Here is a 25,211-nt window from a genome sequence, read left to right as displayed (position 1 = left end):
TCGCTTGGATCAGATGATAAAGAGTCTCGCGAAAGATTCTATTTCTTAACCAAACTGCTCAAATGTATGCAAATTAACGTTATCGGCCGGCTCCGACAGATGATCGGGGAACCGGCTCTCAAAACGGTTTTGTACATGAAACTGACTGCTGCCTTTTTATTGCTGGGATGCCTGCAACTTAGTGCCAATGGCTTCTCACAAAATGTAACCCTGACAGGTAAGAATATCAGCCTGGAAAAAGCGCTTGCCGAAATCGGCGAGCAATCCGGCTATTTTTTCTTTTACCGCTACAATGAATTGAAAAATGCTACTCCTTTCAACATCCGGTTGAAGAATGTGCCATTGAAAACCGCACTGGAAGAGCTGTTCCGAAATCAGCCTTTCAGTTATGCCATCGATAATAAAACCATTGTGGTGGTTCGGAAACAAACGGAAATCAAAAATCCATTACCAGAATTACCGCCTGTTGATATTAAAGGGCGTGTAGTGGATGAACGCGGTAATCCCATGCCGGGTGCAACCATCCGGGTAAAGGGGACCAACAATGCTACAGTATCCAATGCGGATGGAGAATTTTCCATTCCGGATCTTCCGGATGGAACGGTGCTGGTGATTACCTATACCGGTTACCTGATGCAGGAACTGGTGTTGAAACAAAACCAGGCTATCCGCATTGTATTAAAAGAAGACGACAACAGCCTCAAATCGGTTGTGGTAGTAGGTTATGGTACCCAGGAAAGAAAAGATATCACCGGCGCAGTGGCTTCCTTGCCTTCCAAAAAAATCAAGGACCAGCCAGTTGCTTCAATGGATGCAGCTTTAGCCGGACAAATAGCCGGTGTACAGGTTGCTCAAACTACGGGTACTCCCGGTGGTGGTGTTACTGTTCGGGTTCGGGGTGCAGGATCCCTAACTGCAGGTAATGAACCGCTGTATGTAATTGATGGTTTCCCTGTTACCAGTGATTACAACCAAACCAATAACCCGCTTAATACAATCAATCCGAATGATATTGAATCCATCCAGGTGTTGAAGGATGCTTCTGCTACTGCGATTTATGGTTCAAGAGGTTCAAATGGAGTTATCATTATCACGACCAAATCGGGTAAGTCGGGCACTTCCCGCGTGAACCTGGATATGTTTACCGGGTTCCAGGAAGTGGCAAAGAAAATTGATATGCTGGATGCGGAAGGATTTGCCAACTATGTAAATGAAACCCGCAACAATGCCTGGGTGGACCGGGGCGGTTCTGTTACAGATGACAACACGGTACGTAATAATGTATTGTATCGCCTTCCTCCATTTTTAGCTGACCCCGCAGCGCTAGGAAAGGGCACCGACTGGCAGAATGAGATTTTTCAGAAAGCGCCGATCAGAAATGTTCAGTTAAGTTTCTCTGGTGGTAATGAAAAAACAAAATATTATATGTCGGCCGGTTATCTCGACCAGGACGGTGTTGTGATCAATGGCAATTTCAAACGCTATAGTTTTAAGTTGAATGTGGAGTCGCAGGTTTCTGATCGCATTAAAGTTGGCGCAAACCTTACTCCCAGTTTTACCACCAGTGATGTAGTAGAAGCGGAAGGCCATTGGAGTGGTGGTGCAGTGATCCTCTCTGCTTTGCTGATGGCTCCTCATCTGCCGGTTTATAATCCGGATGGTTCGTATACGCACGCCCTCAATCTCGGTTATGGATTCAGTAGTGTGGAGAACCCGGTGAAATCAGCTAAAGAGCGTGTGAACAAATGGAACCGCATGCGGTTGCTTGGAACCAGTTTTGCGGAAGTGGAATTAATGAAGGACTTGAAATTTAAAGTATTAGTAGGTGCTGATTTTGCATCAGGAAGAAACAGAACCTTTATTCCTTCTATTGTGGGACGGGATGGTGCACCGCCGCCACAGATTCCTATTGGAACTTCCACTACGAACCAATCTATCAACTGGTTATCGGAATACACACTGGCCTATAAAAAATCTCTTGATCGTCACCAGTTTGATGCCTTACTCGGTTATACGGCACAGAAAGATAATTTCGAAAGCAATTTTGTATCCGCTACCAATTTCCCAAATGATAATGTTCAGACCATCAATGCTGGAATCATTAATGGAGGTAGTTCTGATCAACAACAGTGGGCACTGCTTTCTTACCTGGCCCGTGTGAACTACAGCTTCGACCGCAAGTACCTGTTGACAGCCACTATTCGTCGCGATGGCTCCTCCCGTTTTGGTGCTAACAACAAATGGGGTACGTTCCCGTCAGTTTCTGCCGGTTGGAGAATTTCTGATGAATCTTTTATGAGGGGTATTAACTGGATGGATGAATTACGTCTTCGGGCCAGTTATGGTGTAACCGGAAATAATTTTATTGGTAACTATGCACATATTGCGTTGTTGTCTGCACAGAATTATATCCTGGGTACAGGATCAGGACAGGAAGTGAATGGTTTGTATCCAAGTACATTTGGTAATGTGAACCTCGGTTGGGAAATGAACAAGCAGCTTGATCTTGGTTTTGAGTTGGCTGTATTTAATAACCGGGTATCGTTAACTGCTGATTATTATGATAAACGTACTTCCAAATTATTATTGAATGTACCGGTTCCTTCACTCACTGGATTTACCACTGCTACACAAAACATTGGAAAAATCCGCAACCATGGTATTGAACTGAGCCTTGCTACCAAAAACACAGTAGGTGCATTCAAATGGAATACCGATATCAACGTCTCTTTCAATCGTAACAAAGTATTAGCCCTGGGACCTGAAGGTGCACCGATTTTCGGAAACTATCAATTGAACTCCAGCCATAAAACAGAGATTGGTCAGCCAATGGGTAATTTTTATGGTTATAAAGTGATAGGTGTTTATCAGGATGAAGCGGACCTGGAAAAGAGTCCGAAGTTTGCAGATTCCCGTCCCGGTCATTTGAAGTTTGAAGATATCAATGGAGATGGTGTATTGTCCACCGATGATCGCACCATCCTCGGGAATCCTTTTCCGGATATGACCTTCGGAATCAATAACAGTTTCTCCTACAAAGGATTTGAATTGAATATTTTGTTGCAGGGAGTACAGGGATTTGAAGTGTTGAATCTGGGTCGCCGTTTTTATGCCAACTATGCAGGAACCGGAAATGGTTCTGCGGATATGTTGAATGCCTGGCGTTCAGCACAGGATCCGGGTGAAGGGAATGTGCCCCGCCTGAACCGCGACCTGGCACGTTATACCAGCAGCAATGCGAGTGCAAATATTACTTCTCTTTTCGTGGAGGATGCATCCTTCCTGCGGATCCGGAATATTTCTTTGGGCTATAACCTGAATGAGAAACTAGCTGCTGCAATTCGTGCACGATCTGCGCGCCTGTATGTAAGTGCGCAAAACCTGCACACATTTACCAACTACAGAGGATATAATCCCGAAGTGAGTGTAACTGGTGCAAGTACCCTGACACCGGGTGTTGACTATGGAGGTTATCCGGTAGCACGCACGTTTACACTTGGATTAAATCTTGGTTTCTAATCACAAAACTGACGAAACATGAAACGAATTCTTATCTATACAACCGCAGTTATAAGTTTGAGTATGGCAGGCTGCAGCAAGGATTTCATTGAGCTGGCGCCCATCTCTCAAAATAACAGCGTGAATTTTTACAAATCTGCGGCTGATATGAAACTGGCCGTGAATGCAGCGTATGGCGCTTTGCAATACAGTGGTCAATACTGGAGTGCCTTACATGAAGTGGCGGAAGTTCGTTCTGACAATACTGAAATCCTGGATGTACAAACCGGATTGAATGTAGTCGAGATTGATATTTTCACCAACCAGTCGGGCAATACTCTCTTGAATGGCATGTGGAATGATCATTACCGCGGTATCGCACAGTGTAATATTATTCTCAACCGGATTGATGCCATTGACATGGATGCTAACCTGAAAAACAGGTATATCGGCGAGGTGAAATTCCTTCGGTCCCTGATGTACTTCAACATGGTACGCACGTTTGGTGATATCCCATTGGTGTTAAATGAAATCAAATCACCTGAAGAAGGATATGCCTATGGGCGGGAACCGGTTGCGAAAGTATATGAGCAAATCATTGCAGATCTTCAGGATGCGGAAAGCAAATTGCCAGTAAGTTATACAGGCGCTGATATTGGAAGAGCAAGCTCCGGAGCAGCTAAGGCTTTACTCGGCAAAGTATACCTGACAAACAAACAATGGGGATTGGCGGCTGCTAAACTAAAAGAGATCATTGATAATACCGCTGAGAATAAATACATGCTGCTGGCGAATTATGGCGATCTCTGGAAAGTGACCAATGAAAATCACCGCGAATCTATTTTTGAAGTACAATTCAAAAAAGGTGGCACCGGGGAAGGAAGCCCGTTTACCAACCAGTTTGCTCCCAGGGGTTCCGGTGTGATTGTAAGTAAAGTTGGAGCAGGATTGGGATATAATATTCCTACCCAGGATATGTCGGATGCGTATGAAGCTGGTGATTTGCGTAAGGATTTATCCCTGGCCCAGGGTTATATGAGCGGGAATACGTTTGTTCCGGTAAAATACATCACCAAATACCTGGATATTCCATTCCAGGCAAATGACGCCGATAATAACTGGCCGGTATTGCGGTATGCAGATGTACTGCTGATGTATGCAGAAGCGCTGAATGAACAGGGATTTGTTGCGGATGGTGAAGCGTTTGGTTTCCTGAACCAGGTTCGCAGAAGAGCTGGGTTAGCTGATAAAACCGCGGTGAATGCTGAACCTTCCCTGCAAGTAGCAGACCAGGCAGCATTCCGCCTGGCGATTGAACAGGAAAGAAGAGTAGAACTGGCATTTGAGAACCATCGCTGGTTTGATCTGGTAAGAACAGGAAGAGCCATTGAGGTGATGGCCGAACATGGCATCACCATTCAGCCACACCAGTTACTCTATCCGATTCCACAATTGCAAATCGATATCAATCCCGCGAAGATCACACAGAATCCCGGGTATCAATAACCGAAAATTTTTTCTCTTGATCAGAATTTGTGTTTTACTAGTTCTATGTTGCCGGGCATTTCTATGCGCCGGCAACATAGATACGTCTATAACCCTAAACCAGGTAGTAAATGGGTATCGGGGTATCTGGTACAGCAACCAGCCTTCGGGTGATGAATATGTGTATAAATACAGTGGCGGATTAGGAACCTATCCCGCTAATCATTACCCATTTTCTGTTTATTCGCCGGAGGTGAACAAGACTTTTTTCTGTTATGGTGGAACTGATGCCGCTGGTAAAACCCTCCTGCACATGGTTTCTTATTTTGATCATAAAACAGGAAAAGTGCCTCGTCCCACACTGGTACTGGACAAAAAAACCAATGATGCCCATGACAACCCGGTTTTGAATATTGATCAGCAGGGCTACCTCTGGTTGTTTTCCACTTCCCATGGAACCAGTACGGTTTCGTATGTACATAAGAGTAAGAAGCCTTATGATATCTCTGAATTTGAACGGGTGCCGGCGACAAAGCAGGTCAATGGAACTACGTGGCCGCTGGATAATTTTTCCTACCTGCAGGCCTGGGTGGTTCCAGATAGTGGCTTTTTGAATCTATTTACGCATTATGACCGAAAAGTAATTCCGGGTCAGCCTTCCAAGCCACGCAGAACGATCTCCTACATGAAAAGTAAAGATGGTCTTAGTTATGGCGAATGGATGGATATAGCTGCCATTGAAGAAGGGCATTATCAAACAAGCGGTCAGTGGGGTAAGAAACTGGCCACCAGTTTCAATTATCATCCCATAAAACCAAAAGAAAACGGTTTGAATTATCGGACCAATCTGTATTACCTGGAAACCAGTGATTTTGGAAACAGTTGGCAGAATGCAAAAGGTGAAACAGTGTCATTACCGGTTGCTGCTATTGATAATCCGGCATTGGTAAAAGACTATGCAGCTGAGGGTAAGCTGGTTTATATAAATGATTTGGCTTTTACGGCGGAAGGCCATCCGGTTATTTTATATATTACAAGTACCTCTTATGAAGCAGGACCAAAAAGCGGTCCGCAGGAATGGTTTACGGCTGCTTTCACCGGTACGGAATGGCAGATCAGCAAAATAACCGAATCAGATAATAATTACGATATGGGTTCCCTTTACATAGAATCCGATGGAAGCTGGGTAGTAGTAGGTCCAACTGCAACAGGTCCGCAGGCCTATAACACAGGTGGTGAAATCGTGCAATGGGAATCCAATGATGCGGGACAAACATGGCGAGCCAAACAACTGACAAGCTCAAGTTTATACAATCATTGTTATCCGAGAAAACCGGTTCGCACACATCCTGATTTTTATGCTTTTTGGGCAGATGGGCATGGTCGTCAACCTTCTGAAAGCAGGCTCTATTTTTCAGACCGGGAAGGTCGTGTATATCAATTGCCAGTGAAAATGAAAAAAAACCAGGTTAAACCTCGCAGAATAAGATGATTCGGTTACTAGTTACTGTTAGTATCTTGCTTTTACTTGCCGGTTGTACAGGCAGGGATGAAAAAGTTTTTCCCCAGATTGCTACTATTGAAACGGAAGGCAGTTTGCTGGGAGTGCATGAACTGGCTGTTAACCGCAATGTGCCCTGGGAACTATGCTGGGGGCCGGATGATATGCTGTGGTTTACAGAACAGGAAGGAAGGGTTTGCCGGCTTGATACAAAAACCGGTGTGGTGGATACCCTGCTTGTACTTCCTGAAGTCTGGTTTAAGCGAACAGCGGGATTACTTGGTATGGATCTTTACCAGGAAAAGGATGGAACCATTGAGGCATTTCTTAACTATACCTATAAGCAAGACAGCCTTATTACAAGCAGGTTGGTTCGGTATGAATTAATAGAAGATAGCCTGTTAAATCCAACGCTTTTACTTGAAATTCCAGGAAATACCGCACACAATGGATCAAGGGTGAAAATAGCTCATAACGGTTTGGTTTACTGGGCTACCGGCGATGCATATGTGTATGGGAATGCACAGGATAGTACATCGCTGAATGGGAAAATACTAAGACTGAATCGGGATGGATCCATTCCTGCTGATAACCCAATACCAGGTTCCCCAGTTTGGGCCTGGGGTTTTCGTAATATGCAGGGACTTGCGGAAAATTCGCGCGGACAATGGTACAGCTCAGAGCATGGTGAAGCTACTGACGATGAGTTGAACCTGCTGCAACCATTGCGCAACTATGGATGGCCATTGATAGAAGGATACCTGGATACAGAAAAGGAGAAAGTTCACCAACTAATCAACCAGCAGGAACCATTACTCGCATGGACGCCTACCATTGCGCCAGCCGGAATCTTGTATTATGAATCGGCGCAGCTTCCTGCTTTGCAAAACAGTATACTACTCGTAACGCTGAAAGCGAAAAGTCTGCGTCAAATAAAAATGGATAGCACTGGTACAAAAGTTCTTTCTGAAGAGATTTTATTGGATTCTGTATTTGGCAGGCTGCGCTCTATTGCAGTTTCAGATAAGGGTATTATTTATCTATCCACCAGTAATCGCGACTGGAATCCGGCTCCCGGTTTTCCAAAGTCAACAGATGATCGTATTTTGCAAATACGCCTGGCTACGGAGAGAAAAGGAAATTTATTGAAGTCGAAGCCGGCACTTGTTCAGGAAACCAACGATGGTGCAGGGCTCTATCTCCGCTATTGCGCATCCTGTCATAAACCCGATGGGACAGGAGTAATGGATATATTTCCCTCCCTGTTAAAGAATGAAACAGTTACAGGAGATAAAATGAAACTGCTGCAGCTTGTCCTGAAGGGGAAAAATCAGATGCCATCCTTTGCTTTTTTGTCCGATGAAGAACTGGCTGCTGTATTGTCCTATATCCGACAATCCTGGTCCAATGAATCGTCTGATATAACAACAACGTATATACGAAATAATAGAAATGACCGATAAAACTGCTATTACAAACTGGTTATCCAGGCTGGGTCCGGGTATTATTACGGCGGCATTGGTATTTGGTCCCAGTAAAATGACCATCACTTCCAGGCTGGGAGCTGAATACGGCTATGGGCTAACCTGGATTATAGTAGTGGCCATCTTTTTTATGATCAGTTATGCCAATATGGGAGCCCGCGTTGGAGCAAATGCGCCGGGTAGTTTTCTTTCTGTGCTCCGTCAGAAATGGGGCAATGCAGCAGCCATCGCGATTGGGTTTGGCATCTTTCTGGTAACTGCCTCTTTCCAGGCGGGCAATGCCATTGGTTTGGGCATCTCACTTGCTGAATCTACCGATACCAAACCCAATGGATGGATACTTTTGTTTACGGGGGTTTCAATCGGGCTGCTTTTCTTTCGAAGTTTTTATTCGATTCTGGAAAAACTGATGATTGCGTTGGTTGGATTGATGTTGTTTGCATTTGCATCCACCCTGTTTATGGCAAAGCCTTCCTTATCGGGCATTGTATCGGGATTGGTTCCTTCTGTACCAACAGGATCAACCGGCCTGATTATCGCTTTCATTGCTTCCTGTTTCTCCATTGTGGGAGCTGTTTATCAAGCCTACCTGGAAAGAGAACGCAGGCGGTTAAAGCCTTATTCATCCAATGGAAGTTCAAGCGCAACTACAGGCATTCTTATTTTAGGCATCATGAGTGCAGTGGTATTGATCTGTGCCGCTGCTGTGTTGAATCCCCAACAGATACAGGTTACCAATGCCGCCGGGATGGCTAAGGCACTGGAGCCATTGTATGGAGAATATGCATCCGGATTATTTTATTTGGGACTCTTTGGTGCTTCTTTTTCCTCTCTTGTCGGTAACGCTACCGTAGGAGGAAGTCTGATGGGAGATGCACTGGGTTGGGGCGATGGTTTTCGTGATACTAAAGTAAAATTCCTGATTGCAATTGTAATGATAATCGGTGCAACAGTGGCGGTGCTTTTTGGAAAATTACCTCTCGAGATGATTATACTCGCGCAAAGTATCACCATTTTCCTGGTACCCTTTATTGGATTTGCGCTGCTGAGCATTGCCAATGATAAAACGATCATGGGATCAAAAGTGAATACCCGGTATCAATCCCTGGTGGGTTACCTGGGTTGGCTACTAATCACCGTACTGGCAGTTTTTAATTTTTACGAACTCTTTATAAAATAGCAAGCATGACTGACCGAAAAACTGATTTGCTGAATTGGGAAAAGCGCTTACTCGCACCTTCCGCAGCATTAATCGATGACCTTAAACAGATTGATGGGGATATCCTGTTGTTGGGCGTGGGTGGCAAAATGGGGCCAAGTATGGCAAAACTGGCGGTGGAAGCAATCAGGGCAGCCGGGATTTCCAAAAAAGTAATTGGGGCATCGAGGTTTTCTGAAACTGGTCTCAAAGAAGAACTGGAAGCCAACGGGGTGGAAACCATCACCGTGGATTTGCTGGATGATACAGCCCTGCAGCAATTACCTGAGATTGAGAATGTGATTTACCTGGCCGGACAAAAATTTGGTACCACAGGTAAAGAAGCTTTTACCTGGGCGATGAACAGTTACTTACCCGGACGTGTAGCCGAAAAATTCAAAACTTCCAGGATTGTTGCATTTTCTACCGGTAATGTATATCCGTTTGCGCCACTGCACAAAGGAGGATTAGATGAATCCGTTACTCCTGAGCCTATTGGTGAATATGGACAATCATGTTTGGGCCGCGAGCGCATCTTCCAGTATTTCTCAGAAAAGAACAATACTCCTACCCTGATCTATCGCCTCAATTATGCAGTTGATTTCAGATACGGTGTGATATTGGAAATCGCCAAATCTGTATGGGAAGGCAAGGCCATTGATCTGAGTTCAGGAAACGTAAACGTTATCTGGCAGGGTGATGCCAATGAGATTGCTATCCGTTCTTTGAGACATTGCAGCAGTCCGGCTCGTATACTGAATGTTACCGGTCCGGAATTGTTATCGGTACAATGGATCGCAGACCAATTCGGAAAACAATTTGACAAGCACCCCGTATTTGTTGGAGAGCCTGAACCTACGGCATTACTTAACAATGCATCTGCCTGTCACCAGCTATTCGGTTACCCACGCATTACCATCCGGGATATTATTGATATAACGGCAGAGTGGATCAAACAGGGTGGCGACACATTTGGAAAAGCTACTCATTTTCAGGAACGAAAAGGACAATTCTAAACATGGAACAAAAGAAATTAAAGCCGGTCCTGGCTGCGCTTTTACAGGAAGGGACAGTAATTCCTGCGCATCCGTTAGCACTTACTGCGGATCGTAAGCTCGATGAAAAAAGACAGCGATTGCTGTCCAGATATTATATAGCCAGTGGAGCAGGTGGGATGGCAGTGGGCGTTCACTCCACTCAGTTTGAAATCCGTGATCCGAAGATCAATCTTTACGAAACAGTATTGCGTATGGCAATGCAAGAAGTAGAATCCGCCAACCTACAGCGCCCTTTTATTATGGTGGCAGGCATCTGCGGACCAACAGACCAGGCAGTTGCAGAAGCAAAGCTCGCAGCTTCTTTGGGGTATGATATTGGTTTGCTCAGTATGGGTGGGCTTTCTCATTATTCAGAAAAAGATTTACTGGAAAGAACAAGAGCAGTGGCGGCCATTATGCCTGTATTTGGGTTTTACCTGCAACCGGCTGTCGGTGGAAGAATATTCAGCTATTCATTTTGGGAAGAATTCGCAGCTATTGAAAGCATAGTCGCCATCAAAGTGGCTGCCTTTAACCGGTATTGTACACTGGATGTGGTGAGGGCAGTAGCAGCTTCACCGAGAAAGGATGCCATCGCCTTATACACCGGGAATGATGATAATATCATTGCTGATCTGATCACTCCGTTCCGGTTCAATATCAATGGGCAGTGGGTAGAAAAAAACTTTGCAGGCGGATTGTTGGGGCAATGGGCCATCTGGACCAGTAAAGCAGTTGAGTTGTTAGATCGGATTAAAGCTGTACGGGCTGATACTTCACACAATCGTGCAGACTTACTGGCAGAAGGAGTACACCTTACCGATGTCAATGCTTCGATCTTTGATCCTGCTCATGATTTCCATGGTTGTATTCCTGGTATTCATGAAGTACTGAGAAGACAGGGACTATTAAAAGGAACCTGGTGCCTCAATGAAAAAGAGCAATTGTCTGAAGGACAGGCGGATGAAATCACCAGGGTGTATACAGCCTATCCGCATATGAACGATGATGCTTTTGTAACTGAATTTTTATCTCAACAGTCCGATTTGTTATCCTAACATGAAATCATTCATATACTGGATTGTCCTTTTATTCATTGTCTGTACACAAACAGTGAAAGGGCAATCTGCATGCACCAACCTTGGTCCTCAACTCCGTGCTGCCATGATCCAGGGTAGTATTATTATAACGGATACAAATAAACGCAACTGGATTTATACAGTAGTTCGCGGTGAGCCTGCCCATCTGTTGGGATATGAAGCTGAAACCGGAAAGCTGCTGGTGGATCAGCCATTACCCGGGGCAGATGGCGCCTGGGATATGGCCTGGTCGGAAGATGGCTGGCTGTATGTGCCAGGTGCCAGTGGGTATCTGTTCCGGCACAAGCCAGGTACACAGGAAGTAGAGAACCTGGGACTCGTATTACCTGGTCAAACCTATGTATGGAGTTTGACAACTGGCAAGAAGGGTGAGTTGTTTGGTGCCACTTATCCGGGATGCCGGGTATTCCGGTATCACCCAAAGGAGGGTTTCAGGGACCTCGGAAATGGACCTTTAGTGGAAAGTGAGAACTATGTAAGAAGTCTCGAATTCAATAAAAAAACGGATAAACTTTATGCTGGTGTAGGCTCGCATGCTCACCTGGTTGAAATTGATACCAGGACAGGCAGTAAAAGAGAGCTTCTTCCAGAGAAATACAAGGAGAAAGAATTTGTATATGGATTGGAAATCGTTTACCAGGATAAAGGTCCGGATTACCTGCTCGCGTTGCTGACAGGCGGACAATTGACACTGGTAATCAATCTGAATACCATGCAGGTAGAGAGAGAATTGGAAGGAATCGATATGAAAACAATTGTCCAGGAACCGGGTTCAGCTGTTATCTATTACACGATGAAATCAAAACTCTATCAGTTGGATCTGACAAAAAAAGGAAGCTTACCCCAACCCATAACCGAAACCAGGGGAAGTGCCAACGCGTTTCGCTGGGATGGAAAAAAGAAACTGAGTTTGCTTACATCCAATGCGGTTTATCATCAGGTTGCAGTGAAAAATAAAAAAGCCAGTACCCATAAACTCGATGTACCTGGTCAACCGATTCCAATTCAATCCATGATGAAGGGCCCGGATGGAAGAATCTGGATGGGTGGGTACCTCGCGGGAGGACATGCAGCTTTTGATCCGGCAACCGGCGTAACAACTCCTTACAAAGGACTGGAACAAACAGAAGGCATGGCCTATTCAGGTGATATTATTTTCATGGGGATCTATCCGCATGGACATTATTATTATTACAACACTCAATTACCCTGGGATCCCAAACAGGGGAACCCCAAACACCTGGGACAGGTGCCGGGTCAGAGTCGGGCTTTTGCAGTACTCCCTTTAACAGATCGCAAGAAAGTGTTTTTTGGAACTGTACCGGATTACGGACAGTTGGGAGGAGCCCTGGTAAGTTACGACCTGGAAAAACAACAGCTGGATGCGATCGTGAATATCATCCCGGATCAATCCATTGTCAGCCTTGTGTCGGTGCATGATATGGTTATCATGGGAAGTTCGATCAGTGGTGGATTAGGAGCAAAACCAACAGCAGTGGAAGCAAGGTTGGTTGGCTGGAATCCGGATACCAAACAGAAGTTGTTTGATATCGCGCCTTTACCTGGAGCAATGGCAATTACAGGACTGATGAAAGCAAAGGATGGAAAAATATGGGGACTGGCAGATGGTCTTTTATTCATTTTTGATCCAGTCCTGAAAGAAGTGCTTCGTACCCAACGAATTCATGAACCTCCATCCCGTGGTGGGCATATCTGGAGAAGTGCTTTCCTGGTGAATCATTCGAATGGATATATTTATGGAACAGGAGGCAACTGGTTGTTCCGAATCGACCCCAAATCATTCGAAGTAAAAATGCTGGAAGAAAATGCGAGTTTGCTGGCAATGGATGAAAAAGGCGACTTATATTTCAAACGCAATACAGAATTGTGGCGTTATAAGGTGAGTGAAAACTAACAACATGCACGAAGCAGTTACGATAACCAGGCAACTGGTGGCCATTCCATCTGTCAATCCTATGGGTAAGGGATTAACAGGTCCCCAGTACACGGAGAAAAATATGGCTCTGTATATTCAGGATTTTCTAGCAGAAGTGGGTATAAGTGCTGAACTGTTTGGCAATGATCCGGAGCGCCCCGATCTCGTAGCGTTTATAGATGCAGGTAAGTCGCACACCATTATGCTCGAAGCGCATATGGATACAGTTTCTGAGGAGCAGATGACCATTGCGCCCTTTGATCCTGTGATTCGTGAGGGGTTGTTATATGGTCTCGGTTCCTGTGATACAAAGGCATCGCTAGCAACCTATCTGCACGCGATCAAGCGCATCATACAGGAGGGAAAATTGCTGCAACACAATGTGGTATTGGCTTTCGTGAAAGATGAAGAATATTCATTTTCCGGAGCAAGAGAACTGGTAACACGGGGTATTAAAGCAGACTATGCAGTGGTAGGAGAGCCAACAGAGCTGAATCTGATCTATGCACACAAGGGTCTCTGCCGGTTTTTTATTCATACAGACGGACTGAGTTGTCATTCCAGTATGCCCTGGAATGGAGAAAGTGCTATTTATAAAATGGCGTCTATATTACAAGGGGTAGAAGCCTATGCAAAAAGTTTGGCGCAGTTGACCCATCCGGTATTGGGACAGGCAACTGCCAGTGTGGGAAGAATCACAGGCGGACAAACAGTGAATACTGTGCCAGCGTTGTGCAGTATTGAGCTGGACAATCGCCTGTTGCCCGGTATGACATTGCAGGATATTTTGAATGGATTAAAACCCTATTTGGGCGATCCTTCAGGCTATCGGATCGAGGAGCCTTATTTATTAGCCATGGGAGTTGAAAATGCCCGTGATGCTGCACATCTGAAAGCGCTTGTACATGCCTGTGAGTTGGAGGGAATTCATCCTGAATTACAAACTGCTCACTATGCCACCGATGCTGCCATTTACCAGGAAGCAGGTATTCCTTGTGTGGTCTTTGGTCCGGGTTCCATTGCCCAGGCTCATACCGCCAACGAACACATTGCCATATCTCAAATTGAAAAAGCCAGCGATATCATCTTCCGCCTCCTGACCACTTAAAGCCTACACCTATTTTATTGTTCCCTATTCTTTTCCCCTTTCCTCCCTTTTCCATTCCTCCTTTCTTCCCTCTTCCATTCGCCCATCTTCCTTTGTCCTTTCTTTCTTTCCTCCTTCTTCCATTCCTCCATCTTCCATGCCGTCTCACTTTATTAAATGCTGTCCATACCCCTCCCTCACCAGCAATTCAAACGCCTCCCACACTTCCTCCGGAATCTCCATTTCAATCTGAAATCCTTTGGCCGGATATTCCTTTATCCGTTGTAAATCACCCGCCATAATATTGATGATTCTCTCAAGCGGAATTTCTTCATTTGGGTATTCATCATATGTGAGTGGTGGGGAAGTTACCAGCAACTCTTTTTCCGGCATATGCTTTTTGAACGTGGCATAACTTCTTTTTTCCATATAGGGTTTCTGCACTACGATAAAACGTTGAGGATCCAGTCCGCGTGCTGCCAGCAATGCCTTGGAAAACAGGATATTCTCCCCTGTATTCGTCGACTGATTTTCAATTAGAATAACATCATCGGGCACCCCCATCTTCCTGGCAATAGCTGCAAACTTATCGGCTTCCTTTTCAGTCCACATGCCGTGGGTAAAATTTCCCAGTCCGCCGGATAGCAATAACAAAGGCGCCCATCCCTCCAGCCATAATTGCGCTGCCCATTCTGCAACCCGCAAATCATGACTGCCCAACGCGAAAATGCAGTCGGATTTTTCCAGGGAATGATTCATATGGTGGTAATCCCAGATCAGGCGTGCCGCCTTATTGACGCTTTCTTTCATTCGCTTGTTTTTCTTCCCGGCGAAGATAGATTTTCAATCGTGCATTGATATAATTGATCATATCCTCCTCATTGGACTGGCGGCAGAATTCATAGCTGGGGCGAAAACGTAACATAAAGGTCTGAAGGGAATCACCTTTTAAGCCTGTATAGCGCTGCACGAAGGATCTGGAGAATCGGTAATCAACATATTCAACCTTCTCATTCTCCAGGAGTTTTTTCTTGAGTTCCCGTTCCTGGCGGTTTTTGGAGGAGAAAAAGCTAGCCGGACTCAACACAATTCCGAAACCGGATTGAGGAGTATTCCTTCCTGTAATGCCAGGAAGTGGTTCATCAAGTATATGGCGGTAGGCTTCTCTTCTTTCCAGGGAATCAGTGCTGTAATCTCTTTCTGTAACCACCACCGTTTTAAGCAAGTTGTATCGTTGCTTTAGAGAGATATCATACCCGGTCACAAACATGTGAAATTCTACCCTCAGTGTATCTGCCACGTATCCGATAGCAGAAAAAACTATGCGATGGCCTTCAGCTGCAGGAATGCTGTATTTACCTGTTTTTGATACCGTCGTCGTTTGATTGGTATTCAAATTTATTAGAAATACATCCTGTAAGGTGGAGTCGGTTTGAGCATCAAAAACTGTCCCGGACAATTGTTGCTGTGCGGCAGTATAAAGAAAGCAACTCATTCCAAAAAAGACAGTGAGGATCAGTCGAAAGACAGTCATGCTTAAAGTTAATGAGCAACCTGAATGGGAGTTGCAGTTATCTTCCAAACATTTGTTAATCATTCCTAATATGTAGAAGGGCAGATTCAACGGTTATCTTTGCAAAAGGGATTAGTTTATTGTAATGAAAAAACTACTGGTGATTACAGCCATCGTGCTGACGGGAATAGCTACTGTCGCATTGACCGAACAAAAAGGTTCATTGAGAAAGATGTACAGTAAACCGACCCATTTATGGCCTGCTCCTTTGATTGAACCAGGCATTCACTGGAAAGAGCTGGAAGCTTTGCCTATAACTGATTCCGCCAGCACTGCGGTATTGAACGATCCCCTTGTTCTATTAGGGAAGACGCTTTTTTTTGATCCGCGATTATCTGCATCCAACCAAATATCCTGCAGCAGTTGTCATGATCCGGATTTGTCATGGGCCGATGGCCGGTCAGTAGCTTTGGGTCATGATCACCAGCAAGGAAAAAGAAATACACCCTCCTTATTGAATATTGCCCGAATGCAGACTTTTTTCTGGGATGGCAGGGCTAGAAGCCTGCAACAACAGGCCATTAATCCCATCAGCGAACCCCATGAAATGGCCCAGGACCTGACCAAATTAATTCCGAAGATCAGGGCCATTAAAGGCTATCATCAGCTCTTTAAAGATGCCTACGATTCAGAAGAAATTTCAATGGAAGGAATACTGGATGCCATTGCTGCATTTGAAGAAACGATTGTTAGCAGATCCAACCGGTTTGACAACTTTGTACGCGGACAATACAATGCACTCACCGATGAAGAAATAGAAGGACTGCATTTGTTTCGCACCAAAGCCCTTTGTATGAATTGCCATTACGGGCCTGATTTTTCGGATCAGCAATTTCATGCACTGGGTTTCTATGATTCAACGGATCAGAAACAGGATCCGGGTCGGTTTGCGGTTACAAAAAAGAAAGAAGACCTGGGTCGATTTCGAACTCCCTCTCTGCGCGATGTCATGCGCACCGGACCCTGGATGCATGATGGCAGGTACAACGAAATGGAAGATGTCATCAATTTGTTCAATGATGGCGGAGCAGGTCCCCGGATCAAAAAACTGAACTTAACAGCAAAGGAAAGAAAATCGCTCCAGGCTTTCCTGCATGCTATTACTGCCGCCCCTTTTAAAGTGCAACGCCCGGAATTGCCTAAATAAAAATGCCCCCACAAAAGCAGGGGCATCTTTTCAACTATATAATGATTAAAACGCTTTCTTTTCTCCTGTTATCTGTACCTCGGTTACCGGTCCATATTTTTCAGCCAGCTTTTTAATCTCCTCCGACTTGCCCACCAGTATAAACTGCAATTTATCTTTCGGGAAATAGGTCTGGATGATCTGGCGCGCCTTCTCCAGTGTTAAACCATCCACATTCGACTGGAAGTTATTGATGAAGGATTCATTGAATCCATACCAGAACATCTGGGTCATTAAAGAAGCCAACTGGCGGCTCGTTTCAAAATCCGGCGGAAACTGTCCCTTTACATAGTTTTTTGCAGAAGTAAGCGACTCCTCTGTTACCCCCTGTGCATGCAGTCTGTTCAATACCTCCAGCGATTTGTCTATGGCGGCTTCTGTATTCTCTGTTGCTGTAAAGGTGCTGATTGCAAAACTTCCGCCATATTTCAAGGTGCTAAAAGAGCTTCTTGCCCCATAGGTCAACCCACTGTTCACACGCAACTCATCATTCAGCATAGAGGTAAATCGTCCGCCCAGCAGGGTATTGATTACATCTATAGCAATATAATCCGGATTGTTTCTGCTGATACCAGGTGCACCTATATAGAAAGTGGTTTCCCTTGCATCATTTTTGTTCACGAGCAATACCCGGTTGCCGGAAGGCTTTGCAATAGCCGATTTGGCATTGGCATCCGAAACAGCCGGACCTTTTTTCCATCCCGCAAATGCCTTAGTCACCAGTGCTTTCATTTGTTTGGCATCAAAGTCTCCCGCAATTGCAATGGCAGAACCATTCGGAATATAATGACTCGCATAAAAGGCACGGATATCAGCAGCAGTTAAGGGTTGTACACTTGCAGGTGTACCCGAAACAATATTTCCGTACACATGTTCTCCGTAAAGAAACTTATCAAAGTAAGAACCGATCACACTTCTCGGACTCTCTTTCTGTTGTTCAAGCCGAATCAGTGCCCGCTTTTTTTCTTTTGCAAATTCCGCTGTATCAAAACGCGGAGCAGTTAATACCTCGTTTAAGATGGCCAGCATTTTCTCCGTATCCTTGCTGGCAAAGGAAGAGGATAAGCCTGCATATTCCTTATTCGCATAACTGTTGATACTGGCTCCGATGAAATCAATTTGTTGATCCAGTTCCTGTTTGGAATAGGAAGCGGTTCCATGTTGAAGAGCTGCTGCTGTAAGGGAAGCTAATCCCGCCTTTTCTCCATCAAAGATGGCACCGGCAGGAAAGATAGCAGATAAAGAAATCATGGGAACCTCTTTTTGTTCCATCAGGTAAACCGTCAGTCCATTTTTCAACGTGAACTTCTGGTAAGCAGGCAGCTTGAAATTCTGCGCCTGTAGAACTGTAGTGGCACTCATCGCCAATACCGTTGTTAGAAAAAATATATTGAATAGTTGTTTCATTTCTTTGTATTAATAGGTTATTGATCAACGTTAGCTGCCAGTACCCCAACCGTACGATTCGGTTTGGTAAAGTATTCAGCCGCAACCCGCTTGATATCCTCAATCGTTACCTTGTTGTAAAGCGATGGCGCATCAAACAGTTTTTTATAATCCCCAAAGAACACTTCGTAAGTGCCGATATTATTGGATTTTCCATTGATGGTTTCAATCTGGCGATAAAACTCAATCAGCTTTGCATTCTTTACTTTTTCAAGCTCTCTTTCAGTAACACCTTCTTTTTTGATGGACTCCAGCGCTGCATAAATTTCTTTTTCGATGTCTTCTGTTTTCACACCTCTTGAAGCGGTTGCCGTAATGCTGAACAAGGTTGGATCAAAACTTTCTTCATACCGTGCAAATACTGAGGTAGCCAGTTGTTTTTGATCAACCAATACAGAATACAAGCGGGATGATTGTCCCTGTGTGAGCAAATCTGACAAAAGCGACAACGCATAATAATCAGGATGTTTCGCCTCCGGTGTATGCCAGGCTATGCTGAGGTAGGGATTGGCGACCTGCTTTTGTACTGTTATTCTTTTTTCCCCGGTTTGCTTGGGCTCTTTGATATGAACCGCAGGTGGCGCAGGTTGTGCAGGTATGGGGCCCAGGTATTTTTCGGCCATCGCTTTTACATCTGCAAATTTCACTGCTCCGGACATCACTACTACACAGTTATTCGGCGCATAATAGGTTTTGAAATAGCGTTCCAGGTCTTCCTGTTTCCAGTTTTTCATATCATCCAGGTAGCCGATTACCGGCCAGTGATAAGGGTGCTCAGCAAATGCCTGTCCCTGTACCGCCTCAAACAATACCCTGTAAGGAGAGTTTTCGAGTCCTGTACTGCGCTCGGAAATCACCACCCCACGCTCACTTTCCACTACTTTCGGATCAATGGTCAGGCTGGAAATCCGGTCGGCCTCGAGGTCAAAAATCACTTCGGTTGCGGAAGCAGGAAACCAGTTGGTATAAACAGTTACATCTTCCCGGGTATAGGCATTGTTCGCGCCCCCATTGAATTCCATGGTACGATCAAACATTTTGGGACCGTATTTCTTTGCCCCGTTGAACATCATGTGTTCAAAAAAATGCGATAAGCCGGTTATGCCCTGGTATTCATTCCGGGATCCTACCCGGTAAAACAGGTACATATTGGCATTGGGAATGGAAAAATCCTCTACCACCAGGAACTTCATCCCGTTGGCAAGGGTAAAACTTTGAACATCATCTGCTTTTAACTGTGCCTGGGCCACCGATGCACAAAGGAGCAGGAGGCCCGTCCAGATTTTCTTCATAATCGTGTGTTTAGTGCGCCTTAAAGCTAATAAATGTTCACCGGGAAGATCAACCATTCCTAAAAAACCCGGTTGCTTATACATTATTTTTCACGGCTTTACGTTGTAGAATCAAAGATCCAGACCTTGAAGAACTGCTACCTGCTTTTTTTACTGCTTTTTTGTTGTTTCATTGGTATCGCCCAACCTTCTATTGATACCACCGTTAAACTCATTGCCCAGAAAGAAAATGTGATAAAAGAAAATACGATCATCAAGATCGAGAACCTGGGTCCCGGTATCAATTCCGAACTGCCTGAACTGCGTCCTACTATTTCTGCGGATGGCAACCTCCTGTTTTTCATCTGCGAAAATCATCCCCGTAATACCAAATACCGTTCCGTACCCAACAGCCAGGATATCTGGGTGGCTTTCCGCGATACCCTGGGTAACTGGAGTGAAGCCAAACACCTTGCTTCTCCACTGAATACAACACATTATAATGCTGTATACTGGATATCTCCTGATAACAACCGGATCCTGATCAGAGGTGCTTTTGTGAAGGGGGGCTATGTGGGCAAGGGAATCAGTATGTCTGTTTTGAAAGATGATGGTCGCTGGAGTGAGCCGGAAGGCCTTAATATCAAAAACTATTTCAAATACGATCGGGGTCGCCTCTCAGGTGCCTCCATGGCACATGATGGCCAGACCCTCCTGCTCTATATGACCCCGGAAGAAGGCAGTTCACTGAATGATATTTTTGTTTGTTTTCTCAAGGCAGATGGCAGCTGGACCGAGCCTAAAAGCCTGGGTAAGAAAATCAACCTGCCCGAAACTGATGAGATGACGCCCTACCTGGCTGCGGATGGGGTAACCCTTTATTTCAGCAGTAACCGTGCAGGTGGTTTGGGAGATAATGATATCTGGAAAGCCCGCCGGCTGGATGAGAGCTGGACCAAATGGTCAGATCCTGAAAATCTCGGAGCTCCTATCAATTCCGCCAACTGGGATGCTTTTTTCACCATGGATGCGGGAGGAGAATTTGCCTACCTCACTACCAGTGAAGAAGGTTATGGCGCCAGTGATATTGTGCGGGTTCGGCTTTTGGAAGAGAAAAAACCGGATCCTGTTGTACTGGTTTCCGGCAATGTGTACAACAAGAAAACAGGAGAACCAATTGCTGCTTCGCTTTTATACGAGACACTGCCGGATGGGGTTCAGGTGGGCAATGCACTTTCCAGTCCATTTGATGGAGCCTTTAAAATCGTTTTGCCCTTCAATCGCAATTACAGCATTCGGGCAACTGCCAACCATTTCTTCTCCATGTCTGAAAACCTGAACCTGGATTCCATGATCCAGGCGGGGTATACGGAAATCCATAAAGACCTCTACCTGGTACCCATTGAAATTGGACAAACTGTCAGGCTAAACAATGTTTTCTTTGATTTTGACAAATGGGATTTGCGCAAGGAAAGCTTTGTGGAACTGGACCGGGTTGTGAAATTGCTGGCTGAAAATCCGGCAATCGAAATTGAACTGGCAGCCCATACCGATAGCAAAGGTTCGGATGATTATAACTACAAGCTCAGTGATAACCGCGCCCGCTCGGTGATGAACTACCTGATCTCCAAAGGAATTGCGGCATCCAGGTTGCGTTCCCAGGGTTATGGAGAAACCAAACCCCTGGCTTCCAATGAAACAGATGATGGCCGTCAGTTGAATCGGAGGGTTGAGTTCACCATTTTAAAGAATTAATGTAGCTTAGCTGACAGGTTAAGGCAGGCATTCATTAAAAATTTAAACTCATGCATTCAGTTCAATTGCCTTCCGTATCTAATTTCTACAGATCAGTTCTCTACATTGGTACTGTACTTTTTGGGCTACTCGGGATGAATTCCGCATTTGCGCAATCTCTTCCCGAAAATTATGAATTTGCCCTTGGCGTTACGTATGAAATGAGCTCCGGTAAAAATGGGAACCTTAAGAAAGGTGAACAGATGGGGATGTGGTTCTCCAATCAGCCTTATACCGGGATGGAAGTTCCCAAGCAAAAAGGATTCTTCATGGTGATGGATCTGAAAGATCAGAAAATGGTTACCCTGATGACAGATCAGAAAATGGCCATGGTGATGGATCTTAAGAAAATGCAGGAAAAGATGAAGGGACAGGTAAAGGAAGAAAATCCATCGGATGTCAAGATTACCAAAACCGGCAAATCAGAAACAATTCTAGGTTATAAATGCGATCAATACCTGATAGAGACCTCAGATGGTCAATCGCTGGTATGGATTACTACTGAGTTGGGTTCTGGTATGGGGAATCTGGCTAAAAGCCTCTCCTCCATACTCAGTTCCGGTCCCAAACCAGTAGGACTTCCCTCCATGAAAGGAATTGAAAACGGGGTTTTAATGCGGCTGGAGTCTACCGATAAAAAATCTGGCAACAGCACCCGAATTGAAGCTGTGAATGTCAATAAAGATGGCAAAAAATTCCCGACTGCAGGTTATAATGTGATGGCTATGCCGGGCATGTGATCTGCGGAAGCCGGATTTCTATCTGATGCATACCATCTACTGTTCTGTTCACCAGCAGCTGGCCGCCCTCCGCCTGCGTCATAGAAATTGATTTTTTCAGCAAGAGTAATTTGGCTGGATCTACCACACTGTTGGTCTGTGGGCGATAGCGAAACTTCAGTTGTATATCCATTTCCTGCTGAATGCTAATTTCAAGCTGCTGCGCTCTATAGGTTTTAACCAGGGGTAGTACTGTTTGCAATAAGCGGTATAAAGTGAGTCCGCTTGCTGGAGCTAACTGTTCCTCCAGTTCCATTGTAAAATCAACTGCTACCCGGTTGTTGGCGGACCATTGATCAACCAGTTCATGAATTAACAATTTCGCGTCAGCCTGGTACGCATCAATCGGTTTGATATAATTACACAGCAGCCGGATCTCATTGATAATATGTTCTATGTTTTCCTTGCTCTTGATAAGGAAAGACTCACTCAGGTCCTTTTCTGTCTGCGCGAATTCAATATAGAGCTTGGTGGCAGCCAGCGTCTGGGCAAAATTTTCATGCAGCTGGTGCGCAATAAAACTTCTTTCTTTTTCTTCTTCCTTAATGGAAAGCCGGTGCAGGGCTTTTTCTGCTTCGATTAGTTTATTGGTATAGTTGATGAGTGATTTGTTTTTTCTCCTGAGATCCATCAGCCGGCTTACCTGGTTGGCGATGGTATGCAATGCATCCAGTTGAAATTTATTCAGATTGCGGTTAGAGATGGAATCTAATACACAAACAGATCCCAGTTTATGTCCGGAACTACTTCGTATAGGAGCACCGGCATAAAAATGAATATGGGGTTCCCCATTAACCAGCGGGTTGTCCTGAAAGCGGGGATCTTTTTTTGCATCGGGAACCAGCATAATTCCATCCTGCTGAATAGTATAACGGCAGAAAGCTACGTCCCGGGTGGTTTGCTTGGTGCCAATATTTTTAATTGCCTTGAACCATTGACGATCTTTATCAATAAAACTAATAGCCGCCATCTGGCAGTTGGTGATATTCGCAGCCAGTTCAACCAGCTGTGTAAAATCCTCTTCATCTTCAGAATCGAGGATCCCGAAAGAGTAAAGATCAGCCAGCCGCATTTCTTCCTGTAAGTCGGGCAATTCATTCATAGTACAGATTTTAAAGTGGGAGTCATTAGGGTTCTTATATAAACGTAAGCATCCGGTTAATAGTTTGGGCGGACCTGTCGAAATATTTCTAATCTCATTATATTCGGGTTCACTCATATATGAATGCCATGACGAGATCGCAACTGGAACAACTCTTTTCAACAGAGTCGGCTCAATTGGAGAAACTGAATGAAATGGTTCGGCGGTCCGTTGAGGAAGAAAAATTATTAACGGAGAAACTAAAAGAATTTGAAGACCAGCATCCAGGGTTACAGAGTCGCGTGGCAGACAAAGTTGCTTCCTTCGGAGGAAGCTGGCGCTTTATTATCAGTTTTGCAATATTCATGTTGGCCTGGATCTTGCTGAATATATTTTTATTAACAAGACCCTTTGATCCCTATCCCTTCATTTTACTTAACTTGTTACTCTCTACTATTGCGGCCCTTCAAGCTCCCATCATTATGATGAGCCAGAACCGAAAAGAAGAAAAAGACCGCCAGCGGGCCATTAGTGATTATATGATCAACCTGAAGGCTGAAATCGAAGTCCGTAACCTGCACAGCAAACTGGATCTGCTGATAACAGAACAAATGCAGACACTGTTTGAGATTCAGAAGACACAGATTGATATGATGGATGACATGAAGGATCTTTTGATGAAGATCAAAAAGGTTGATGATTAGTATCAATTACTGCTTACAGTGTTCTACCTAGTTTCGTAACGAAATCTGACCGGCTATGATTCCAGCACTTACACCAGACCTGAGGAAGGTACTGGAGGCGGTTCATTATCGGCCTGCAGTATCTATTGTTTTGCCGTTTGATCCAAAAATGACGGCCAAGGACAGCTTGTCCACTTCTTTAAAGAACACCTGTGACCAGGTGGAAAAATCTCTTTTGAAGCAATACCCCGCTGAACTGGCACTGCTATTGCTCCAGCGTTTACGAAATCTGCTGAATCAGCTGAACTACAGTACGCATAAAAAAAGTATTGCATTGTTTCTCTCTCCAGTATTTGAGAAACTATTGTATCTCGATATGGATGTGGTTCCGAAAATCATCATTGATGATTCATTCGAAATCCGGGATCTGATTGATTGCAAAATAGTTTCGCGGCAATTCCTGGTATTGTTGCTGCACAGCCAGCACATGCACATTCTTCTTGGAGAACCGGGCAAACAGCAACGTATTTTGTCTGCTCCAATTGAGTATTCATTACCCACATCCATTAAACAGGCCGATCAAACCCTTGAACAATTAATGCGGGCTTACCAGTTACCAGCCTTTGTATTGGGAGAGGAGAAATTAATCGGGATCTTCAGTAATGCAAACAATTGCACCGGAAGCATCATTGACTACATTGAATTTTCCGGAACCGAGAAAGATTCGGATCAAATTGACGAGGTACTCAAACCCTACCTTGAAAAATGGTCAGACTGGAAAGAGGCGGCAGTGCTGCAGCGATTGAAGGAAGCCGGTAAATCACAACGATTGACAATCGGTATGTCTGAAGTTTGGAAAGAAGCCATGCACCACAATGGCAAGTTGCTGGTAGTGGAACGCGGATTTCATTTCGATGGATTTCAGCCCCACAATCCTTACTCCTATGTGAAGGATGCGGTGGATGAGATCATTGAAAAAGTACTGGAATCAGGAGGAGATGTTGAATTTGTGAAGCAAGGAAAACTGACCGACCAGGGACAAATTGCACTGGTTCGCTTTTATTGAATCCGT

19 protein-coding genes are annotated in these 25,211 nt (G+C 44.8%); 14 read left to right on the top strand and 5 right to left on the bottom strand.

Annotation, left to right across the window (positions count from 1 at the left end; translation table 11 throughout):
• Nucleotides 1-66: 66 nt before the first annotated feature.
• From MD536_RS09565 to MD536_RS09525, 9 genes are read left to right on the top strand one after another with little or no spacing between them, the layout of a single operon-like run.
• Nucleotides 67-3,519: a TonB-dependent receptor gene (locus MD536_RS09565; protein ID WP_239598315.1), complete on the top strand. Its 3,453-nt coding sequence runs from the start codon at nt 67-69 to the stop codon at nt 3,517-3,519.
• A gap of 18 nt (nt 3,520-3,537) precedes the next feature.
• Nucleotides 3,538-5,004, top strand: coding sequence for a RagB/SusD family nutrient uptake outer membrane protein (locus MD536_RS09560; protein WP_239598314.1), 1,467 nt, complete (start codon nt 3,538-3,540; stop codon nt 5,002-5,004).
• Between the two features lie 16 nt (nt 5,005-5,020).
• Nucleotides 5,021-6,475: a BNR-4 repeat-containing protein gene (locus tag MD536_RS09555; protein WP_239598312.1), complete on the top strand. Its 1,455-nt coding sequence runs from the start codon at nt 5,021-5,023 to the stop codon at nt 6,473-6,475.
• Nucleotides 6,472-7,947, top strand: a complete 1,476-nt coding sequence (locus tag MD536_RS09550; protein WP_239598310.1) for a PQQ-dependent sugar dehydrogenase — start codon at nt 6,472-6,474, stop codon at nt 7,945-7,947. Before MD536_RS09555 ends, MD536_RS09550 begins: the two co-directional genes overlap by 4 nt.
• On the top strand, nt 7,937-9,148 hold the full coding sequence (locus tag MD536_RS09545) for an NRAMP family divalent metal transporter (protein WP_239598308.1): 1,212 nt from the start codon (nt 7,937-7,939) through the stop codon (nt 9,146-9,148). The genes MD536_RS09550 and MD536_RS09545 overlap by 11 nt, the downstream gene beginning before the upstream one ends.
• Nucleotides 9,149-9,153: 5 nt before the next feature.
• Nucleotides 9,154-10,182, top strand: coding sequence for an NAD-dependent epimerase/dehydratase family protein (locus MD536_RS09540; protein WP_239598306.1), 1,029 nt, complete (start codon nt 9,154-9,156; stop codon nt 10,180-10,182).
• A 2-nt stretch (nt 10,183-10,184) separates the two neighbouring features.
• Nucleotides 10,185-11,261, top strand: coding sequence for a dihydrodipicolinate synthase family protein (locus MD536_RS09535; protein WP_239598304.1), 1,077 nt, complete (start codon nt 10,185-10,187; stop codon nt 11,259-11,261).
• Nucleotide 11,262: 1 nt separating this feature from the next.
• Nucleotides 11,263-13,218: a ligand-binding sensor domain-containing protein gene (locus tag MD536_RS09530; protein ID WP_239598296.1), complete on the top strand. Its 1,956-nt coding sequence runs from the start codon at nt 11,263-11,265 to the stop codon at nt 13,216-13,218.
• A gap of 4 nt (nt 13,219-13,222) precedes the next feature.
• Entirely contained in the window at nt 13,223-14,347 is a 1,125-nt protein-coding gene (locus tag MD536_RS09525) for a M20 family metallopeptidase (protein WP_239598295.1), read from the top strand.
• A 144-nt stretch (nt 14,348-14,491) separates the two neighbouring features.
• Here MD536_RS09525 and MD536_RS09520 read toward each other — a convergent pair whose 3' ends face one another.
• Both MD536_RS09520 and MD536_RS09515 read right to left on the bottom strand, forming a co-directional pair.
• Nucleotides 14,492-15,136 (bottom strand): YdcF family protein, encoded by a 645-nt coding sequence (locus tag MD536_RS09520; protein ID WP_239598293.1) that lies wholly within the window; start codon nt 15,134-15,136, stop codon nt 14,492-14,494.
• Nucleotides 15,117-15,860: a peptidase associated/transthyretin-like domain-containing protein gene (locus MD536_RS09515; RefSeq protein WP_239598291.1), complete on the bottom strand. Its 744-nt coding sequence runs from the start codon at nt 15,858-15,860 to the stop codon at nt 15,117-15,119. The genes MD536_RS09520 and MD536_RS09515 overlap by 20 nt, the downstream gene beginning before the upstream one ends.
• A gap of 124 nt (nt 15,861-15,984) precedes the next feature.
• Here MD536_RS09515 and MD536_RS09510 point away from each other — a divergent pair, with 124 nt between their 5' ends.
• On the top strand, nt 15,985-17,046 hold the full coding sequence (locus MD536_RS09510; RefSeq protein ID WP_239598290.1) for a cytochrome-c peroxidase: 1,062 nt from the start codon (nt 15,985-15,987) through the stop codon (nt 17,044-17,046).
• A 45-nt stretch (nt 17,047-17,091) separates the two neighbouring features.
• Here the strand turns inward: MD536_RS09510 and MD536_RS09505 are convergent, their stop codons facing one another.
• Nucleotides 17,092-18,492 carry a M16 family metallopeptidase gene (locus MD536_RS09505; RefSeq protein ID WP_239598288.1) on the bottom strand — a complete coding sequence of 467 codons (1,401 nt, stop codon included), beginning with the start codon at nt 18,490-18,492 and terminating at the stop codon, nt 17,092-17,094.
• A 17-nt stretch (nt 18,493-18,509) separates the two neighbouring features.
• Nucleotides 18,510-19,823 (bottom strand): M16 family metallopeptidase, encoded by a 1,314-nt coding sequence (locus MD536_RS09500; RefSeq protein ID WP_239598286.1) that lies wholly within the window; start codon nt 19,821-19,823, stop codon nt 18,510-18,512.
• Between the two features lie 126 nt (nt 19,824-19,949).
• Between MD536_RS09500 and MD536_RS09495 the strand changes: the two genes are divergently transcribed.
• Nucleotides 19,950-21,557, top strand: a complete 1,608-nt coding sequence (locus tag MD536_RS09495) for an OmpA family protein (protein WP_239598285.1) — start codon at nt 19,950-19,952, stop codon at nt 21,555-21,557.
• A 50-nt stretch (nt 21,558-21,607) separates the two neighbouring features.
• Entirely contained in the window at nt 21,608-22,336 is a 729-nt protein-coding gene (locus MD536_RS09490) for a DUF4412 domain-containing protein (protein WP_239598283.1), read from the top strand.
• On the opposite strand, the gene MD536_RS09485 is transcribed toward MD536_RS09490, so the two are convergent.
• Complete coding sequence (locus MD536_RS09485) at nt 22,320-23,477, bottom strand: sensor histidine kinase (RefSeq protein ID WP_239598281.1); 1,158 nt, start codon at nt 23,475-23,477, stop codon at nt 22,320-22,322. The two genes, MD536_RS09490 and MD536_RS09485, sit on opposite strands and share 17 nt — an antisense overlap.
• A 128-nt stretch (nt 23,478-23,605) precedes the next feature.
• Here MD536_RS09485 and MD536_RS09480 point away from each other — a divergent pair, with 128 nt between their 5' ends.
• Nucleotides 23,606-24,160 carry a DUF1003 domain-containing protein gene (locus tag MD536_RS09480; protein WP_239598279.1) on the top strand — a complete coding sequence of 185 codons (555 nt, stop codon included), beginning with the start codon at nt 23,606-23,608 and terminating at the stop codon, nt 24,158-24,160.
• 55 nt (nt 24,161-24,215) lie between these two features.
• Complete coding sequence (locus tag MD536_RS09475) at nt 24,216-25,205, top strand: baeRF3 domain-containing protein (RefSeq protein ID WP_239598271.1); 990 nt, start codon at nt 24,216-24,218, stop codon at nt 25,203-25,205.
• Nucleotides 25,206-25,211: the final 6 nt, after the last annotated feature.

Source organism: Flavihumibacter cheonanensis (genome assembly GCF_022352215.1).
GTDB lineage: Bacteria > Bacteroidota > Bacteroidia > Chitinophagales > Chitinophagaceae > Flavihumibacter > Flavihumibacter cheonanensis.
The sequence above is the reverse complement of the archived record's forward strand: the minus strand, read 5'-3'. Positions and strand labels throughout refer to the sequence as shown.

Excerpts from the sequence above, each read along its gene's own strand:
- MD536_RS09565 (WP_239598315.1), top strand. The coding sequence starts at position 67 with ATGCAAATTAACGTTATCGGCCGGCTCCGACAGATGATCGGGGAACCG.
- MD536_RS09560 (WP_239598314.1), top strand. The coding sequence starts at position 3,538 with ATGAAACGAATTCTTATCTATACAACCGCAGTTATAAGTTTGAGTATG.
- MD536_RS09550 (WP_239598310.1), top strand. The coding sequence starts at position 6,472 with ATGATTCGGTTACTAGTTACTGTTAGTATCTTGCTTTTACTTGCCGGT.
- MD536_RS09545 (WP_239598308.1), top strand. The coding sequence starts at position 7,937 with ATGACCGATAAAACTGCTATTACAAACTGGTTATCCAGGCTGGGTCCG.
- MD536_RS09540 (WP_239598306.1), top strand. The coding sequence starts at position 9,154 with ATGACTGACCGAAAAACTGATTTGCTGAATTGGGAAAAGCGCTTACTC.
- MD536_RS09535 (WP_239598304.1), top strand. The coding sequence starts at position 10,185 with ATGGAACAAAAGAAATTAAAGCCGGTCCTGGCTGCGCTTTTACAGGAA.
- MD536_RS09530 (WP_239598296.1), top strand. The coding sequence starts at position 11,263 with ATGAAATCATTCATATACTGGATTGTCCTTTTATTCATTGTCTGTACA.
- MD536_RS09525 (WP_239598295.1), top strand. The coding sequence starts at position 13,223 with ATGCACGAAGCAGTTACGATAACCAGGCAACTGGTGGCCATTCCATCT.
- MD536_RS09520 (WP_239598293.1), bottom strand. The coding sequence starts at position 15,136 with ATGAAAGAAAGCGTCAATAAGGCGGCACGCCTGATCTGGGATTACCAC.
- MD536_RS09515 (WP_239598291.1), bottom strand. The coding sequence starts at position 15,860 with ATGACTGTCTTTCGACTGATCCTCACTGTCTTTTTTGGAATGAGTTGC.
- MD536_RS09510 (WP_239598290.1), top strand. The coding sequence starts at position 15,985 with ATGAAAAAACTACTGGTGATTACAGCCATCGTGCTGACGGGAATAGCT.
- MD536_RS09505 (WP_239598288.1), bottom strand. The coding sequence starts at position 18,492 with ATGAAACAACTATTCAATATATTTTTTCTAACAACGGTATTGGCGATG.
- MD536_RS09500 (WP_239598286.1), bottom strand. The coding sequence starts at position 19,823 with ATGAAGAAAATCTGGACGGGCCTCCTGCTCCTTTGTGCATCGGTGGCC.
- MD536_RS09490 (WP_239598283.1), top strand. The coding sequence starts at position 21,608 with ATGCATTCAGTTCAATTGCCTTCCGTATCTAATTTCTACAGATCAGTT.
- MD536_RS09485 (WP_239598281.1), bottom strand. The coding sequence starts at position 23,477 with ATGAATGAATTGCCCGACTTACAGGAAGAAATGCGGCTGGCTGATCTT.
- MD536_RS09480 (WP_239598279.1), top strand. The coding sequence starts at position 23,606 with ATGACGAGATCGCAACTGGAACAACTCTTTTCAACAGAGTCGGCTCAA.
- MD536_RS09475 (WP_239598271.1), top strand. The coding sequence starts at position 24,216 with ATGATTCCAGCACTTACACCAGACCTGAGGAAGGTACTGGAGGCGGTT.